The sequence below is a fragment of the Moorella glycerini genome (assembly GCF_009735625.1).
GTDB lineage: Bacteria > Bacillota > DSM-521 > Neomoorellales > Neomoorellaceae > Neomoorella > Neomoorella glycerini.
Genome location: NZ_CP046244.1, coordinates 3,254,976 through 3,270,129 on the forward strand (window position 1 = coordinate 3,254,976; position 15,154 = coordinate 3,270,129).

13 protein-coding genes and 2 riboswitches are annotated in these 15,154 nt (G+C 49.5%); of the genes, 3 read left to right on the forward strand and 10 right to left on the reverse strand.

Annotated features, from left to right (window positions below; translation table 11 throughout):
* Positions 1 to 30: 30 nt before the first annotated feature.
* The 8 genes from MGLY_RS16255 to MGLY_RS16290 all read right to left on the reverse strand — a co-directional run bounded on the left by MGLY_RS16255 (position 31) and on the right by MGLY_RS16290 (position 10,210).
* Positions 31 to 1,077, reverse strand: coding sequence for an ABC transporter substrate-binding protein (locus tag MGLY_RS16255; RefSeq protein ID WP_156275622.1), 1,047 nt, complete (start codon positions 1,075 to 1,077; stop codon positions 31 to 33).
* A gap of 358 nt (positions 1,078 to 1,435) precedes the next feature.
* Positions 1,436 to 1,617, reverse strand: a riboswitch (cobalamin riboswitch).
* Positions 1,618 to 1,676: 59 nt separating this feature from the next.
* A complete protein-coding gene (locus MGLY_RS16260; RefSeq protein WP_156275624.1) occupies positions 1,677 to 2,606 on the reverse strand; it encodes an ABC transporter ATP-binding protein in 930 nt (309 codons plus the stop codon).
* Entirely contained in the window at positions 2,593 to 3,543 is a 951-nt protein-coding gene (locus MGLY_RS16265; protein WP_156275626.1) for an ABC transporter ATP-binding protein, read from the reverse strand. The genes MGLY_RS16260 and MGLY_RS16265 overlap by 14 nt, the downstream gene beginning before the upstream one ends.
* 13 nt (positions 3,544 to 3,556) lie before the next feature.
* Positions 3,557 to 4,390, reverse strand: coding sequence for an ABC transporter permease (locus MGLY_RS16270; RefSeq protein ID WP_156275628.1), 834 nt, complete (start codon positions 4,388 to 4,390; stop codon positions 3,557 to 3,559).
* Positions 4,387 to 5,325 carry a nickel ABC transporter permease gene (gene nikB, locus MGLY_RS16275; RefSeq protein WP_156276567.1) on the reverse strand — a complete coding sequence of 313 codons (939 nt, stop codon included), beginning with the start codon at positions 5,323 to 5,325 and terminating at the stop codon, positions 4,387 to 4,389. The genes MGLY_RS16270 and nikB overlap by 4 nt, the downstream gene beginning before the upstream one ends.
* Positions 5,325 to 6,683: an ABC transporter substrate-binding protein gene (locus tag MGLY_RS16280; RefSeq protein WP_211661943.1), complete on the reverse strand. Its 1,359-nt coding sequence runs from the start codon at positions 6,681 to 6,683 to the stop codon at positions 5,325 to 5,327. Before MGLY_RS16280 ends, nikB begins: the two co-directional genes overlap by 1 nt.
* A gap of 341 nt (positions 6,684 to 7,024) precedes the next feature.
* Positions 7,025 to 7,218: riboswitch (cobalamin riboswitch) on the reverse strand.
* A gap of 262 nt (positions 7,219 to 7,480) precedes the next feature.
* Positions 7,481 to 8,911, reverse strand: coding sequence for an ISLre2 family transposase (locus MGLY_RS16285; RefSeq protein WP_156272057.1), 1,431 nt, complete (start codon positions 8,909 to 8,911; stop codon positions 7,481 to 7,483).
* Positions 8,912 to 9,253: 342 nt separating this feature from the next.
* On the reverse strand, positions 9,254 to 10,210 hold the full coding sequence (locus MGLY_RS16290) for a hypothetical protein (RefSeq protein WP_156275632.1): 957 nt from the start codon (positions 10,208 to 10,210) through the stop codon (positions 9,254 to 9,256).
* 58 nt (positions 10,211 to 10,268) lie between these two features.
* Between MGLY_RS16290 and MGLY_RS16295 the strand changes: the two genes are divergently transcribed.
* A complete protein-coding gene (locus MGLY_RS16295; RefSeq protein ID WP_156272057.1) occupies positions 10,269 to 11,699 on the forward strand; it encodes an ISLre2 family transposase in 1,431 nt (476 codons plus the stop codon).
* A 97-nt stretch (positions 11,700 to 11,796) separates the two neighbouring features.
* On the opposite strand, the gene MGLY_RS16300 is transcribed toward MGLY_RS16295, so the two are convergent.
* Positions 11,797 to 12,402: a transposase family protein gene (locus MGLY_RS16300; RefSeq protein WP_211661945.1), complete on the reverse strand. Its 606-nt coding sequence runs from the start codon at positions 12,400 to 12,402 to the stop codon at positions 11,797 to 11,799.
* A 2-nt stretch (positions 12,403 to 12,404) separates the two neighbouring features.
* Positions 12,405 to 13,319 (reverse strand): Druantia anti-phage system protein DruA, encoded by a 915-nt coding sequence (locus MGLY_RS16305; RefSeq protein ID WP_156275634.1) that lies wholly within the window; start codon positions 13,317 to 13,319, stop codon positions 12,405 to 12,407.
* A gap of 422 nt (positions 13,320 to 13,741) precedes the next feature.
* Here MGLY_RS16305 and MGLY_RS16310 point away from each other — a divergent pair, with 422 nt between their 5' ends.
* The gene (locus MGLY_RS16310; protein WP_156275636.1) at positions 13,742 to 14,410 is read left to right on the forward strand and encodes a class I SAM-dependent methyltransferase; all 669 of its coding nucleotides are present in this window, start codon (positions 13,742 to 13,744) and stop codon (positions 14,408 to 14,410) included.
* Positions 14,397 to 15,077: a DUF4198 domain-containing protein gene (locus MGLY_RS16315; protein ID WP_156275638.1), complete on the forward strand. Its 681-nt coding sequence runs from the start codon at positions 14,397 to 14,399 to the stop codon at positions 15,075 to 15,077. The genes MGLY_RS16310 and MGLY_RS16315 overlap by 14 nt, the downstream gene beginning before the upstream one ends.
* Positions 15,078 to 15,154: the final 77 nt, after the last annotated feature.

Below are 15,154 nucleotides of genomic sequence, written 5' to 3' on the forward strand. Positions count from 1 at the left end.
AAAGGATAAAAAAGGGATTGGCAGGTTAGCTTATTTAGCCGCCGGGTAAACCCAGGTACCCTTTAATTCCATGCGGTAGAACTCCTGCAGTAACTGGCGGTGAACAGCTTCGGGGTTGACATCGGCAAATATGTCGGGGTGGAACCACTTGGCCCAGTATAGAGAACCGATTACCGAGCGGATCCCGGTGCCCAGGCCCCAGCTCATGATATAGACCTTTTTCTGGCTGACCGCGGTTGTCTGCTGCAGTGCCGGCCTGGCCAGGATTTCCTCGTAGAGGGCTTTCATTTTATCCGCGGCGTCCCGGCTGGCCATGCAGATAATGATCTGGGGGTCTTGCCCGGCCAGCCATTCAGGAGTCAGCTCGGGATATTTAACCTTCTGGCCGGCGGCAATATTCTTCCCTCCGGATAAGGCAATACGATCGGCAGCAGGGGTTTTATCACCGGCACTGTAGTAGGGTTTTTGCCACTCGTAGTAAACCCGGGGCTTTTTGTCTTCTGGCAACCTGGCTACCCTGTCCTTAATAAGCTGGTAGTATTTATCGCTAAAGGCAATTAACTTGGCCGCTGTTTCCTCCTTCCCCGTCAGTTCACCCATTTGCTTAGTTACTAAGGCAGTTTCGTGGGGATAAGAAGTCGTATAGACCAGAACCGGCAGGCCGGCTTCTTCCAGTTTGGCCCGCAGGTCGTCCTTTAACATGGTATCGGCAATGACTACATCCGGCGCGCTCTGGATGATGGCTTCCAGGTTGGGAGCAAAAGAAGATTTAGCCATCACCGGGATTTTCTCCAGGTCTGCCGGGAAAATGGAGTAACTATCACGTCCGATGATCTTATCAGCGCTGCCTAAAGCATAAAGGATTTCTGATACACCCGAAGTAATACAAACGATTTTATCCACCGGGCAGGAAATTTTTACTTCTTTGCCGGTGCCGTCAACAAACGTTTTGACTGTTTTCCTGGTATTACTATTTTGAGTGCCAGTTTTTTCGCTACTACACCCGGTTACAAAGATCATTACCAGCATTAGCAGGCATATTACCCTGACGGCAAAACCATATTTTTTGCTCAACACTTTTTGATAGCCTCCTCCTTGAGTTTTTTATGGTCAAAAAAATCTTTATTAGTCCAGTTCAACGAGCAGGACTCCTGGCTCAGGTTCACCGGCACCACATTATTACCACCATCAAAAAACGGCCTGAACTAACACCTCCCTGCGAACTCCCCGGGTGGGTTAGAATAGGCCGTCCTTCTACCGCTCCCGGCGCATCGTGAACCCCCAGTCGTTTTCCCTTATTGGAAGTTCCTTGCCGGACCGGCTGGCTGCATTTAAGCTGGCCCCTCGGGGCCAGACACCTACCCTTATAAAATTAAAACCCCTGCTCCAAAGAAAACAGGGGACATGCCGTTTCCCCATCCTGCGTAGGGAGCACCAGCTGCTACGGCAAGCACCAGGTCTCCTGGCTCGGATTCACCGTTCCCCCACGCCTTCCCAGGTCAAAACCCAGTGGCCTGATGTGGGGTCACTCCCCCTTACAGTGGCGCGACCGCGCCGGCTTTGCACCGGCTTCCCTTGATGCTAGCCAGAGACACCATTTTTTATAATACATTCTACAAAAATAATCCAAAATCCTCCCTGACCTCGTTAATTTTATACCTTCTGCTTTAAAAGGATCATATTTGCAAGCAGGCTACTGAATGACCAGGTGCAACTTCTTTCAATTCAGGTGGATTCTTGCAAATATTTCCGGCTTGCGGACAGGAAGGATAAAACCTGCAGCCACCGAAAAAAGTTTTAATAAATCGTCTGGTGCCAGGCTCCAAAATGCTTGCACCTATATCAGAAAAAGCCCGGATCAGTAGCTGTGTATAAGGATGGAGCGGGTTTTTATATACGCTGTCCGCAGGACCGATTTCCACGATCTTTCCACCATACATGACGGCTATCCTATTACTCATGCAATGGACCACCTCAATGTCATGGGAGATAAATAAATAGGTCAGATTATAAAGGCCCTGAACATGTTTTAGCAAATTAAGCACCTGGGCCTGGACCGAAACATCTAGCATAGAGGTAGGTTCATCAGCAACGATAAAACTGGGATGCAATGATAGAGCCCGGGCCAATACGACTCTTTGAAGCTGTCCCCCGCTCAGTTCATGGGGAAATCGGTTAAGGTGTTCTTTGCTTAGCCCCACCAGTTCCACCAGCTCTGCCACCCGCTCCTTTTCTTCTAGCGAGCCTTTAATAACAATACGGTGAAGGCGCAAAGGTTCCGCCAGACAATCAAAAATACGCATACGGGGATTAAGAGCTGATTCCGGATGTTGGAAAATAATCTGCATTTTTTTCCTTATTGCCAGTATCTCTCTGGGTCCAATTGCAGTGAGATCCAGGTCATCAAAAAACACCTTGCCTGAGGTAGGCGGGATTAACCCTAATATTAATCGTGCCAATGTAGATTTGCCGCAACCGCTTTCTCCCACTAAGCCCAAAGTCTCACCCGGGCGAATAAAAAAAGTAACATTGTCCACTGCCTGCAATGGCTTCTTTTTAAAGGTCCCTACCCAATAAGTTCTAGTCAGGTTCTCAACCCTGATCAAAAAACATACACCTCACCAGATTTCCTGCTATGGTTTCCATTAAAGGGGGATGTTCCTGCCTGCATACTTCTCTGGCATAACCACACCGCGGATGAAATTTGCAACCCGGAGGTAAATTAATCAAGCTGGGACTAAAACCGTCCAGAGGTTTTAAGCCATTGACAGGCTGAGCCGCTAGAAGAGCCCGGGTGTATGGATGCCGGGGTGAATTAAAGATTTGTTCCGCAGTTCCCAGTTCAACTATTTCTCCGGCGTACATGACTGCCACTTGCTGGCATAAACGGGTAGCCACTTTCAAATCATGGGTAATAACTAATAAGGTCGCCTTTGTCTGGGAAACCATTTGGCTTAAAACAGCCACCACTTGAGAGCGTATCACAGCGTCCAGACCCTTGGTAGGTTCATCGGCTATAAGCAAATCGGGTGCTCCGGTCATGCCGATGGCAGCCAGGACTCTTTGTTTCATCCCCCCGCTCAGCTGGTGCGGGTAAACCCTCATAGTATTTTCAGGGGCTGGAAGTTTAAGCCAGGATAGAATTTCTCTTCCCTTCGCCCAAGCCTGTTCTCGCGGCAAACGGTGGTGTAATTGGAGGGCCTCTGCGATCTGGATGCCTATCTTTAGAACAGGGTTAAGGGAAGATCCAGGATTTTGGGGAATCAGGGCGATTTTCTTTCCCCTTAAACGTTGCATTTGACCTTCTGAGAACTGCAGCAAATCCTGCCCGCGGTAAAAAATCTTCCCCTCAACCCGGGCATTCCGGGGCAGGAGGCGCATAACGGAAAGGCCGAGAACCGACTTGCCACAACCCGTTTCCCCGATGAGGCCAAAGGTCTTACCTTCTTCTAAATGTAAATCTACGCCCTCGACGGCCTTGACAACTCCATTCCGCGTATAAAAACTTGTTTTCAGGTCCTGTATGCTGAGGATGCAGCCCAATGCTCGTCCTCCCTTATCCCAAGCTCCTCCAGTTACCATGCTGTTCATTTCTGGCATCCAGCAAATCTCGTAAGGCGTCACCTAAAAGATTGGCGCCAAGGGCCGCCGCCACTATGCACATGCCAGGGGCAATCACAAGGAGAGGACGGCTACGGCAGTAAGCCCGCCCGTCGTTTAACATAACCGCCCAATCGGGCGCGGGGGGCTGGATGCCTAATCCGAGAAAACTCAATGAGGCTACGGCCAGCAGGAACCCGCCAACGCGCAGGGTGGCCAGGACCACCACCGGGCCTAAAATGTTTGGTAAAATATGACGAAGAATGATGTGCGTGCTGCTTGCTCCAAGAGCCCGGGCCGCTTCTACATATCCTTCTTCACGCACGCGTAAGACCTCGCCGCGGACAACCCTGGCAAAACCGGCCCATGAGGTTGTAACCATGGCAATGAACAAACTGTTTATGCCCGGGCCAAGTACGCCAGCAATTGCGAGCATCAAACTCAACCCTGGGAGAGCCAGCAGAATATTAATAACTACAGTCAATATATCGTCAATTATGCCCCCATAATAACCGGTCACCAGGCCCACGCTCATCCCTATCAGCATAGTGCAGGTGACTGCCACCAATGACATGATCAGGGCAATACGTCCACCATAAAGCAGGCGACTCAAGACATCACGCCCCAGAGTATCGGTTCCCAGGAGATGTTCCCTGCTCACTGGTGCGAGGCGGTGAGCAGGGTCTATGGCTACTGGATCATAGGGGGCCAGCAAGGGCGCCAGCAAAGAGACGAGTATCATTGTTAGCAAAAGCCCCGCACCCAGTAAAGCCGCAGGATTGCGTTTCATTCAGCGCTCTCTCCCAGGCGGACCTGAGGATTAAGCAGGCGATACAAGAGATCTACTATCAAATTGAGTGAAAGAAAAACTAGCCCCGTAAACACAACATAACCCTGGATTACTGGATAATCGCGGCGAAAGATGGCATCGACAGCCAGGCGGCCAATACCGGGCCAGGCAAAGATTACCTCAACCACCACCGAACCCCCCAGGATATGGCCGAGGTTTAAACCAATTACTGTCAATAGAGGAATAAACGCGTTGGGAAGAGCGTGCCTTAGAACTACAACACCTGATGATAAACCCTTTGCCCTCGCGGCCCTGATATAGTCCTGCCCCAACACGTCCAGCAAAGTAGCCCGGGTCAAGCGCATTAAAGTTGCGCTGGTGCCGGCACCGAGGACTATAGCGGGTAAAAGTAAGTGCTGCCAGGTGCCGAAACCGCTGGTAGGGAGTAGATGCAGTCGTTCGGCCGTCAAGCCAATCAATAAAATAGCGAGCCAGAAACCTGGCATAGAAGTTAGCGTAAGGGCGCCCGCCCTTCCCAGATGGTCCATGAAGGTGTCGCTCTTAATCGCCATCAAGACACCCAGCGGGATGCCAAACAAAACGGCAAAAGTAACTGCGGCAAGGGCAAGCAAAGCAGTAGCCGGCAGCCGGCTCAAAAGCTCGCCAGCCACCGGCCTTCCGGTCATATATGAAGTTCCCAGATCTCCCTGCAAAGCCCTGCCTACCCAATTCATATACTGTACCGGCAAGGGTTTATCCAGGCCCATTTGCTGCCGCATGGCCTGGATCTCCTCCTGGGTAGGTTCAGTCATCCCGCCCAGCCGCAGGACTTCTGCCGCCGGGTCCCCGGGGGCGATTACCCCCAGCAGAAAAGCAATAAGTGTTATTCCTAGAAGGGTTGGGATACCGGCCCCCAGGCGTCGCAAAATATACATCACCTTGATGCCAGCTCCATTTCCGGCAAGGTAGTGCCGTAAATAGCGGCTTCATAGCCGCGCAAGCGCTTATTGTAAGCGATCAGGTTAACATCATAGAAAAGGGGTATAATCGGTAGTTCCCTGGCTGTTATTTCCTGGATACGATTATAAATCTCTTTACGTCGTTTAATATCCAGTTCCTGTTCAGCCTTTGCTATCAAATTGTCAACCTCGGGATTGTTATATCCCAAGCTATAGTTTACGTTGGAAGCCCCTTTGCTCGTCGCAAACCAGCGGAAAAGGGTATCAGGTTCACCATTGGGGAGCCCTTGAATACGTAAGGCAATATGATAATCTCCCTTTTTCATAGCTTCGTTAAAGGCTGCCCCATCCAGCACCCGGATTTCGGCATCCAGGCCAAGCTGTTTTAAGTAAGATTGGACTAGCTCTGCCTGGGCTTTATAAGGATACCGGTCCAGGGCATAGGTGGGAATTATCACTACTACTTTCTCTTTCTTATTCCCCAGGGTTTCCCGGGCGAGCCGCTTCGCTTCTTCCGGGTTGTACTCGGGTTTAAGGTCCGAATGGAAAGGAGAAGCGTTGCTGAGCATGCTGCCTGCCGGCGTGCCGTAACCATAATATAACTCTTTTACAATAAAGTCCCGGTCAACCAGCAGGCTTAAAGCCTTGCGCATACGGACATCGTTAAAAGGCGGCTTGGTGCCGTTGGTCATTATATAATGGGTAATAGTTGAAGGGGCGGAAGACACGGCAAAACGGTTGTCCTTGAGCAAATCCCTGGCCTGGGCAGGCTGGATGGCTCCCAGATCCATTACCCCCATAATTTCTTCCGCTCTAAGCGCCGCCAGCCGCGTTTCGGGTTCCGGTATCACTCTCACCCGGATGCGTTTTGTCTTGGCCGCCTTGCCCCAGTAATTCTCATATGCTTCCAGCAAAGCATACTGGTCTTTTTTATGTTCTACCAGTTTAAACGGACCTGTACCCATCGGCAGGCTATTAAAGTCGCCGTTATCATTAAAATTACGTGGGCTGAAAATGGCACTATAAAAGTTAACCATCCTGAAAGGCAAAGTGGGCTGGGGTTTTTCGAAAGTGAGGCGCACGGTGTAAGTATCAATTTTAACAACCTGCTTCAACCCCGGATAAGCTTCTTTGATGTTAAATGAATAAAAGGGCGATGTCCGCGGGCTGATCTTCTGGTAACGATTAAAATTAGCAATAACGGCATCGGCATCAAAAGCAACGCCATCATGGAACTTTACGCCCTGGCGGAGCTTAAACGTCCATTCCCGGCCATCGCGGGACATCTCCCAGGCCTCGGCCAGGCACGGCGCCGGTTGCCCGTGATTATCCAAGGTAATAAGTGGCTCCCAAACATGAAGAATAGAGCTAGTATAATAAGGGTCTTTAGCTCCGGGCGCAAGGTCACGTGGAGCGGCCAGAACAACTTCTGCAGTAACTTCTTTGCTTTCCCGTGTACAACCAGAGATAAACAAGGGAAGGCTTATAATTAAAAAAAGAATCATCAATACAACTAAACTACTGCTTTTAGCAGGTCTATAAAAAATTGATTTAGACCACTTATGCATAAATAGCAATCCTCCTTTTTAAGGTTCTTTAAAGCAACATAAAATCCATGTTTTCCTGCCGGCAAAAATGCAAAATAAAAACTCACCTCCCTATCCGCGCAGGTTGGTCAGGCAAAGGGCAACAGGCAGGTTTCCTGGCTCAGGTTCATTGGCACCCCACGTCTTCCCAGGCTATAAAAGCCCAGTGACCCATGGGTGGGGCTCCTCACCTTTACAGTGGCGGGACCGCGCCGGATTCGCACCGGCTTCCCTTTTAACTTTTACCCCTCGAGGTAAAAGCACCCGTTCCTCAGCTGATATACATAAATTTAATAAATTTAATATTAAGTTTAGCATGATTGATGACGTTTGTCTACGGTCAGGGTTTTGATAGTACGTGTCAAGATGTAGTAGGCAAAAAGAGACCTCACATAAAAATCCCATATATATCCAACACCTTTTCCGGCTCCGGAGTATTGTGCAGTAATTCTCTGCGCCTGTCAAGGTTAAAGCCTGCGGCCGCCTACGGCGACCTTGACAGGCTTCGCGAATTACTGCCTGCTCTAATTAAGCCGGAAAAGGGGTTAGAATATAGCTCCACTAATTCTTGTTAGTTGCCTCAAGGTATATTTAACCCAATCTGTTCCCGCCTCAGGGCCAACAAGGGCTGGTACTCTCTTCCTTAACCATGCTTCTACGTCTTCTTTAACTATCTTCTTTTCTTTTATTACTTTAACGGGATTCTTTTCTACTTGTGGCATCTTCTTTTCTAGCCATGCGGCTAATTCTCCATTGGCTTTGAGCATAAGTAATGCTACCATGGCCGTTGCTCCTGCTTCGCTCCAGCTCATTCCCCTCTTTTTCATGCGAATGGCTATTTTTTTGTCTACTGTTGTTTCGGCTACGCCCATCCCGTATAACTTTAGCCCTTCCAGTTGTCGTGGTAACCGCAAGCGGTAATCTAACAGGTTATCGCGATATCTTTGACAGTAGTCATATACTTTTTGGCGTTGTTGCTTGTTTTTGCGGTTCGGTGCTTCTTCTATGAGTGCTTCCATGGTGTCCAAAAAGACCTGCTCTTGACCTTTGGCTAAAATCTCCATTAATCCTCGCGCTGTTTCGTTCCCATAAGCCTGCCTTATATCCCGGTGGAGGTGGTAGCGGTCCAATTGTACAATGGCTCCTGGTAACTGTTCTTTGGCTGTCTTCTGGATCCAGCTGGCTCCGTCGCCATTGACCACATATATTGTTTTTTCGTCTATCTCGTAGTACCTGGCTATTTCCGTGGTGAGGGCTTCCCAAAATTGTTCTCCATCTTCATAGATGCCCATTACTACCCGCGGGTTCTTGAGATGCCGGGCATTCCCTTTTTCTATCCACCCTTCGTATACTATTCCTACTTTTACTTCTATCCGCTCTTGCTTGCTCCTTTGCAGGGGAATCATTATGCCATCGGCTTCGATAAATAGTGCCGGTACTTTTTTCTTTTTGCCTTGGGGCTCTTCCCCGCTCACGAATAGCTTGTTGCGCAGGGCTTCTTGCAGTCCTTTTTGTTCCAGTCCATTTCGTTTTACTTCGCTATGGATGGTCATATGGCTTAATTGGCCCATCCCTGCTTCGGCCATTATTTCCGCTGCCTGCCTGAAGGGTAACCGGGTTGCCAGCGATACGGCTAATTTGAGCAGTCTTCCTGTCAGGCGCTTTCCTTGGCGTAAGTTCAGGGCTTCGTCTAACAGAAACCTTCCCTCGCCTCTTTTCTTTTTGCGCGTCGCTTTGACATATAGTCGGCGCTTAAAGGTTATATCCCCGTACAGGCAGGTGATTGTGCGGTAGCGGAAGCCAGCTATCCTATATCTCTTGGGTTTTGCTGGCATAAGGGCATCATCCAGGGCTTCCAGTACGGCTACCAATAATCGCCTGGCTATTTGCAGGATAACTTCTTCTAGAGTGTTGAAATTCTCGATACCATCTAATAAACTAAAGATGGTAGCGGTACTGGTATTACCGTTTACCATAAAGAGACCTCACTCCTTTTACGGTGTTTTTCTTCTTGTGAGGTCTCTTTTCTCTTTTTTGCTCCTTTTTCCTCCTGCCTACTGTAATTTTACACTAACGTTTTGATACAGTGCTGACGCATGAAAATATATAAAGACAAAGTTCAGGGACCAAAATCAGGCGAACGAACAGTGAGAACTCAAAAAGGGGAGGTAGGTACCCTCTATAAACGATAAAAAAGCTCCGAACAGGAAAAAAGAGGGGTAAAATTGAGTACAGCAAAGCAAGCCATCTTTATGTAAGCGGCTATAAGCTACTTGAAGGTAAAGAATTAAGTTGTCGCTGACGCAGAGATTAAAGTTTCAAAAGGCCAAGCGTATTCTGGGCGGCTTAGTGCAGAGAGCCAACAATTGGTCGCGATCAATCCAGGGGTTGCTCCAAGTCTCCCGGAGGAACTTAAGGGTTCCCCTGAAGCCCAATTGTCGAACTTTCTCCACCAGGGCTTCCGTATGTAGTGTCAAGATATTTAACAGATGTCCCAGGTGCATAAGCAAATGCCAGTTTTTCATTGCCGTCCAGTTCAGAGAGAAAGCATGTTCATACTGATAACCTTGATGTTTTTCTACCAGGATATTTTCTTCAATGTTCCAGCGGTGGCGGGCCCCATGATTGCAGCGGGCGATGATATTCTTTTTGGTGAAAGGTCGCGAGGATACCCAGGCCCAATGGGCTTCCTTTTTTTCGCCTTTCTCTTCCCACGTCTCTGTACATCCCGCTACATGAATTTTGAACCGCCGCCAGGCTCCGGAAGCCTCCTGGAACTCATAGTCGATATCGTTGGCCCACCAGAAGTTTTGCTCTCTGTTCCCCCAATGATACTTGAGTTTCTGGTCCTTTTCCAGTTTTCTAAGGCCTCCCGCCTCTTCCCAGACACTTTTCAGGCGGTCCTGGGGTAGGATAAACATAAAGTCCAGATGTAATTGGCGGCACAGGGCCATCATGGGTCCATTGGCGTACAGGCCATCGGCTACTACCATGATACGTAGCTTGGGAAAGGCTTTGCGCAGGCGTGTCAGCAGCCTTTTGCCGGCTTTTAGTTCGCAATCCTGCTTGGTGAAGGCCTCTTTTTCCCCTATAGGGTTCTCGCAGAACTCGGTGAGCAGGGGGATGGTTACCCCCTGGGGACCGACCAGAACTGCTTCTACCGTATAGGCAATATATGATACCTCTTCCCCATGTTGCCGGTGGAGGGCTTCTTCAGCAAAAGGTAAACTGCGCGTTAGTGTAAAATTACAGTAGGCAGGAGGAAAAAGGAGCAAAAAAGAGAAAAGAGACCTCACAAGAAGAAAAACACCGTAAAAGGAGTGAGGTCTCTTTATGGTAAACGGTAATACCAGTACCGCTACCATCTTTAGTTTATTAGATGGTATCGAGAATTTCAACACTCTAGAAGAAGTTATCCTGCAAATAGCCAGGCGATTATTGGTAGCCGTACTGGAAGCCCTGGATGATGCCCTTATGCCAGCAAAACCCAAGAGATATAGGATAGCTGGCTTCCGCTACCGCACAATCACCTGCCTGTACGGGGATATAACCTTTAAGCGCCGACTATATGTCAAAGCGACGCGCAAAAAGAAAAGAGGCGAGGGAAGGTTTCTGTTAGACGAAGCCCTGAACTTACGCCAAGGAAAGCGCCTGACAGGAAGACTGCTCAAATTAGCCGTATCGCTGGCAACCCGGTTACCCTTCAGGCAGGCAGCGGAAATAATGGCCGAAGCAGGGATGGGCCAATTAAGCCATATGACCATCCATAGCGAAGTAAAACGAAATGGACTGGAACAAAAAGGACTGCAAGAAGCCCTGCGCAACAAGCTATTCGTGAGCGGGGAAGAGCCCCAAGGCAAAAAGAAAAAAGTACCGGCACTATTTATCGAAGCCGATGGCATAATGATTCCCCTGCAAAGGAGCAAGCAAGAGCGGATAGAAGTAAAAGTAGGAATAGTATACGAAGGGTGGATAGAAAAAGGGAATGCCCGGCATCTCAAGAACCCGCGGGTAGTAATGGGCATCTATGAAGATGGAGAACAATTTTGGGAAGCCCTCACCACGGAAATAGCCAGGTACTACGAGATAGACGAAAAAACAATATATGTGGTCAATGGCGACGGAGCCAGCTGGATCCAGAAGACAGCCAAAGAACAGTTACCAGGAGCCATTGTACAATTGGACCGCTACCACCTCCACCGGGATATAAGGCAGGCTTATGGGAACGAAACAGCGCGAGGATTAATGGAGATTTTAGCCAAAGGTCAAGAGCAGGTCTTTTTGGACACCATGGAAGCACTCATAGAAGAAGCACCGAACCGCAAAAACAAGCAACAACGCCAAAAAGTATATGACTACTGTCAAAGATATCGCGATAACCTGTTAGATTACCGCTTGCGGTTACCACGACAACTGGAAGGGCTAAAGTTATACGGGATGGGCGTAGCCGAAACAACAGTAGACAAAAAAATAGCCATTCGCATGAAAAAGAGGGGAATGAGCTGGAGCGAAGCAGGAGCAACGGCCATGGTAGCATTACTTATGCTCAAAGCCAATGGAGAATTAGCCGCATGGCTAGAAAAGAAGATGCCACAAGTAGAAAAGAATCCCGTTAAAGTAATAAAAGAAAAGAAGATAGTTAAAGAAGACGTAGAAGCATGGTTAAGGAAGAGAGTACCAGCCCTTGTTGGCCCTGAGGCGGGAACAGATTGGGTTAAATATACCTTGAGGCAACTAACAAGAATTAGTGGAGCTATATTCTAACCCCTTTTCCGGCTTAATTAGAGCAGGCAGTAATTCGCGAAGCCTGTCAAGGTCGCCGTAGGCGGCCGCAGGCTTTAACCTTGACAGGCGCAGAGAATTACTGCACAATACTCCGGAGCCGGAAAAGGTGTTGGATATATATGGGATTTTTATGTGAGGTCTCTTTTTGCCTACTACATCTTGACACGTACAAACTGCGCACCAACTTCTGGGTCCCATCAACGGCTATGATATAATGCTTTTCTACCAGTAAGGCCTGCAGCCGGCGGTTGCGCAGCAGTCGTTTGATAGTTTGTATCAGCACTTCTTCTAACTGCTCCGGATTGATCTTTGCCAGCAGACGATTAACGGTGTCCATATGAGGGATAGTGTCAATCTCCGGAAAAACCTCCCGCAATAGCTCCCAAAAGACGGGCCGGGTCAGTTCCCGGTTGGCTTCCCTCCTGGAGTTATAGGCGAAGACGAAGAGAAATAGCCCAAAGGTCAACAGGACAGTCAGTTTATGCTTAATACTCTGGGGACGGCGGGGGTCGGGTATGCGCGCGAATTTCTCGAGCAATACTGGTAGATACGCCCGCCATACTGGTAGCTGCGCTGCTAAAGCCCCTTGCCGGTCGTCTTTCTCTTCTTGGCTGGTGGCATAGGCGCTTTTACAAGTGGGCAGGGTAGACGGGTGGATGGACCCGGGATGCCGTAAGGCCATGCTTATTCCCCTCCCTCGTCCAGGGTTTCTTCAACAGGCTCCGGGAAGGGTTCCACCAGCCGCCGGCGCCAGTCCCGTACCAGGGGATATACCCAGATTGTTTTAACCGTGACGGCATATTGCTTAAAGGCGTCCTGGCGGCCTCGACCTGCGGTTTCGCCAATTTTAATCCAGTTGGCCGCCCGGTAACAGGTGCCCTGATACTCGGGTTCAACAAAGGTTTCTAATAAAACCGGTTCATAACCATAGCGTTCCCGCCAGTCCGCCCGAATGCGCCGCGCTACCAGGGAAAGGGAGTGGCTGGCTAGATGGGGAATGTGCACCTCCGGCAGAATCAAAAAGCGGTTGTTGTTGACTATACGCGGGCGATAGCGCCGGCGTTCCTCAGCTGTCCAGCCAATCCACTTATCCCGCGCCGCCACCGCCTTGGCAGCAGCTCCAAACAACATCGCCCCTACTATCTCCCGGCCTCTCACTCCCTTTACCCTAATCCAATACCGCTGTTGCGCCCCGATGGCCCGCAGATACCCTAAAGGATGGTAAGCCGCCATGGTGGCGTTCCAGTCCGCCCTCTCTAAAGGGGTGACCGGATCTATGGTAACCGGCGCCACTTCTTGAAGTTTAGCCTTAAGCCGGGTCTGTATCACAGTTCCCAGTCGCTCCCCGCCGACTTGGCGTACCTTATTCTTTTGCAGCGGTGGTAAGGTAATGACCCCTTTTTGTTCTAATTCCAGCAGCAGCTTTCTGCAGGCTTCCATCTTTAATCGTCCGTTCGGGGCCTTCCAAGGCAAATTCTCGCATATGGTCGCCGCGATCTCTTCACGGCTTACATGGAAAAATTCCTTTACTGTAATACGTATTAAGTTGATATCCGCCTGGGTAAACTCTCGGTCGCCAATCGAAAAAGGCACGTCCATCTGAAATTTCACCTCGCTACTTTCCCAAGGCTATTATCTCAGATCGGCTCGTGCCTGTCCAGTCCTATTTGCGATAAATTTTTTTCGAAACCTGTTATTTATTCAGGCGTCGCAAAGCCTTCTTTGTTGATGCGTCAGCACTGGTTTTGATAAGATTTTTTTGCCAACACGTCTGCAGGATTTTCAAAAATAAAAGCGAATAGATTATGATATGACATAGTTACCACGGAGGCATTTATTTTAGTTAACTCCAGTTAAGTTTGGAACCCCCACACTGTAAAAATCTTAAATCAACGGATAGGACCAAGGAGGTCTAGCTTGCAAGAAGCAAGCCGACCTCCTTATTTTTTCCGGGGGTGTTAAGGTGCCAGGTTAGAAGCAAAACTTCTATCAAGGGATGCTAAAATTTGGGGGGTAAGAGAATGAACAATTTACGGCAAGCGATGCGGGAACGATGGAATACAAAAGGTTATCATTATGACCATAGGGGCAATCACGGTACCAAAAGTCCCGCTGAAAAGGAACGATGGACGAAAATCCTTGAACAACTGGGACCCGGACCGCTGGCCGTGCTGGACGTAGGTACCGGCACAGGATTTGTAGCGTTGCTCCTGGCAGAAATTGGCCATCGCGTAACGGGGATTGACTGGTCGACCACCATGCTTGACCAAGCCAGAATGAAGGCCCGTGAGGCAGGGCTGGAGATTGCTTTTATCGAAGCAGAAACAGAATCGCTTCCTTTTGCCGCCGCGTGCTTTGATGCGGTGGTAGCCCGGCACGTGCTCTGGACCCTAACGGATCCCCGCCAGACCCTTACTGAGTGGTACCGGGTACTGAAGCCACATGGAAGGGTTCTCGCCGATTTCTCTCCCCGCCGAAGCGGCACGGCGGGCCACCACTATCCCCTTGAAATTGAAAAAAAGTTGCCGCTGAACAAGGCGCTTCATCCGGCAGAGGTGGTTGCGCTTTTTGAGGATGCCGGGTTTACTAATGTTCAGGCTGAAGCCCTCCCTCTCCATCCCGACAGCAATGCAGTAACCTACCTAATTAGCGGTTTTAAGCGCGGGGGGTGTGGACATGGCTCCGCATAACATCTGGATCGAATGCCCGCACCGGGCAAGGGCCGGTGAGGAGTTAACTGCCCGGATTGGGTTTGGCCATAACTTTATTGTCCAGGGGAAGGCCGATCCGTTGCGAACGGGTGCCTGGCTGTTTACCCCTGGAGGCAAAAAAGTTCCCCTGGCTGTAGATGCAGGCGAAAAAGAGCTTACTGTCGCCTTTGTACCCGGCGAAGGGGGTGTATATACCCTTTTATGTGAGTATGACGGAAAAATATGGAGCATTGGCCGGGATGGCCGCCACCTGCGCGGCCCACACACTGACCACCCGGGCATAGACATTACAAGATCGTTTTATGCTTACCAGTTTGCCAAGACCTTTATAAACGTTGAAACAGATTACCCCTGGCCGGGTCCGTTGGGCTTGGAGCTAGAAATTGTACCTCAACCCCCGGCCCGTGGGCAATTAGAGGTAGCGGTGCTTTACGAAGGCCGACCCTTAAAAGGCATATCAGTGCAGGCCTTCCGTACCGGTGATCCCTCTCCCTATACGACCTGTACAGGCGCACAAGGTATGGCGCGTTTCCCATTTACAAAGGGTAGCTGGATGATCCTGACCAATTATGCCAATCCGCAAAAGGGTGTACCCGGCCAGTATAATGAACGCTACCTGACCGCCATTTTTACTCTAAAAACTTAGAGGTAACAAATCAAATGCTTTTATCGGATATAAAAACCAATACCGCTGGCGTAGCGGATAACTTTTTAGACATACAA

Coding starts and splice junctions, on each gene's coding strand:
- MGLY_RS16315 (WP_156275638.1), top strand. CDS start 14,397: ATGGCTCCGCATAACATCTGGATCGAATGCCCGCACCGGGCAAGGGCC.
- MGLY_RS16305 (WP_156275634.1), bottom strand. CDS start 13,319: ATGGACGTGCCTTTTTCGATTGGCGACCGAGAGTTTACCCAGGCGGAT.
- MGLY_RS16285 (WP_156272057.1), bottom strand. CDS start 8,911: ATGGTAAACGGTAATACCAGTACCGCTACCATCTTTAGTTTATTAGAT.
- MGLY_RS16310 (WP_156275636.1), top strand. CDS start 13,742: ATGAACAATTTACGGCAAGCGATGCGGGAACGATGGAATACAAAAGGT.
- MGLY_RS16295 (WP_156272057.1), top strand. CDS start 10,269: ATGGTAAACGGTAATACCAGTACCGCTACCATCTTTAGTTTATTAGAT.
- nikB (WP_156276567.1), bottom strand. CDS start 5,325: ATGTATATTTTGCGACGCCTGGGGGCCGGTATCCCAACCCTTCTAGGA.
- MGLY_RS16270 (WP_156275628.1), bottom strand. CDS start 4,390: ATGAAACGCAATCCTGCGGCTTTACTGGGTGCGGGGCTTTTGCTAACA.
- MGLY_RS16300 (WP_211661945.1), bottom strand. CDS start 12,402: ATGGCCTTACGGCATCCCGGGTCCATCCACCCGTCTACCCTGCCCACT.